The organism is Amycolatopsis sp. NPDC003865 (assembly GCF_053605345.1).
This window is the reverse complement of sequence record NZ_JBSGJA010000054.1, coordinates 1-1,451: the sequence shown is the minus strand read 5'-3', so window position 1 is coordinate 1,451 and position 1,451 is coordinate 1. Positions and strand designations below refer to the sequence as shown.

Here is a 1,451-nt window from a genome sequence, read left to right as displayed (position 1 = left end):
AGGAGTCTCAATGATCGTGTCAAGCGCCGGCTGTGGCTGTGATCGGTGGTGAGGGATGGAACTCACGGCCGTCGCGCAGCAGTGCCCAGATGACGTCGACCAGGCGACGGGCCAGGGCGATCAAGGCTTGGGTGTGCCGCTTCCCCTCGCTACGTTTGCGCAGGTAGAAGGTTCGCGATGGGCTGTTGGGTCGTCTCATCGCTGTCAGGGCAGCCAGGTAGAACACCCGGCGCAGGCCGCGGTGGTAGCGCTTGGGTCGGTGCAGGTTGCCGCGTATCCGGCCGGAATCACGAGGCACCGGGGCGAGACCGGCGTAGGCAGCCAGGTGCCCGGAACTGCGGAACGCGGTGTGCAGGTCGCCGCCGGTGCCGGCCAGCAGCTGAGCACCCAGGATCGGGCCGAACCCGTCGAGGCTGGTGATGGGCCCGGCGTCCGGGTGCTCGGCGAACCGGGCACCGAGTTGCTTGTCCAGGTCTTTGATCTCTCGGTCCAGCTCCAGCAGCTGCCGGGCCAGCCGGGCAATCAACGGTGCGGTCACCGACTCTGCCGGCAGGGTCACGGTTTGTTCCGCTGCGGCGGCCAAGGCTTTGTCCACCATGGACGGGATTCCCTTGGCCCAGGCGCCGCGCTCGGTCAGGTAAGCCGACAGGCCGGCTGCGTCGGCGGCGCGGATGCCGGCTGGGGTCTGGAAGCCGGTGAGCAGGATCAGCGCCGATCGGGTGGAGTAGTCAAACGCCCTTTCCAGCGCGGGAAAAATGCTTGCGAGCAGTTCCCGGATGCGGTTGACCCCGCGGACCCAGTCAGCCGTCAGGTCTTCCCGGCGCGCGGTGAGGACTCCCAGGTCGGCCACAACCGCATCGGGGCTGGTGATCGGGGCCAAATCTCTGCGCATCCGGGCGGTTTCGGCGATCGTGCGGGCGTCACGAGCGTCGGTTTTGCCTTCACCGGCGAACGCACCGGTCATCCGGTTGACCAACCGACCCGGCACCGACACCACCGGTTGCCCGGTGGCCAGCAACAGCGTGATCAGCAGGCTCGCCGCACCGGAGGTCATGTCCACCGCCCACACCACCTCATCGGTGGCTTTCGCGGTGGTGCGGGTGATCAGCTGCTCGATCGCGGCCTGCCCGTTGGCCACTTTCCGCGAGAACACGATCTTCCCGGCCGCATCGACCGCGCAGGCGTGATGGAAGCTCTTGCCGACATCGATCCCGACCCACACCTTCCCCACGGCCATCCAGCCGGTCCTCCCTGTTCGTGCACGTCAACCCCGTGGACGACCCGCCGGCATCTCCATAAACAGCGACCAGAGCGCAGATCTCAATCAGCGGCCAGGGCGTCCAGAACGACAGGGCGGCCACTCCTCAGAAGCCACCCAACCGGGGCAAGAACCGATCAGCCACACCCTGTCGCCCTGGGCATCCAGAACAACCCGTCCTGAACACCAACAA

1 protein-coding gene is annotated in these 1,451 nt (G+C 67.1%); it reads right to left on the bottom strand.

All coding sequences use genetic code 11. The features are described from left to right. Positions 1 to 19: 19 nt before the first annotated feature. Complete coding sequence (locus ACWEVP_RS50250; RefSeq protein ID WP_452069712.1) at positions 20 to 1,237, bottom strand: IS110 family transposase; 1,218 nt, start codon at positions 1,235 to 1,237, stop codon at positions 20 to 22. Between the last annotated feature and the right edge of the window lie 214 nt (positions 1,238 to 1,451).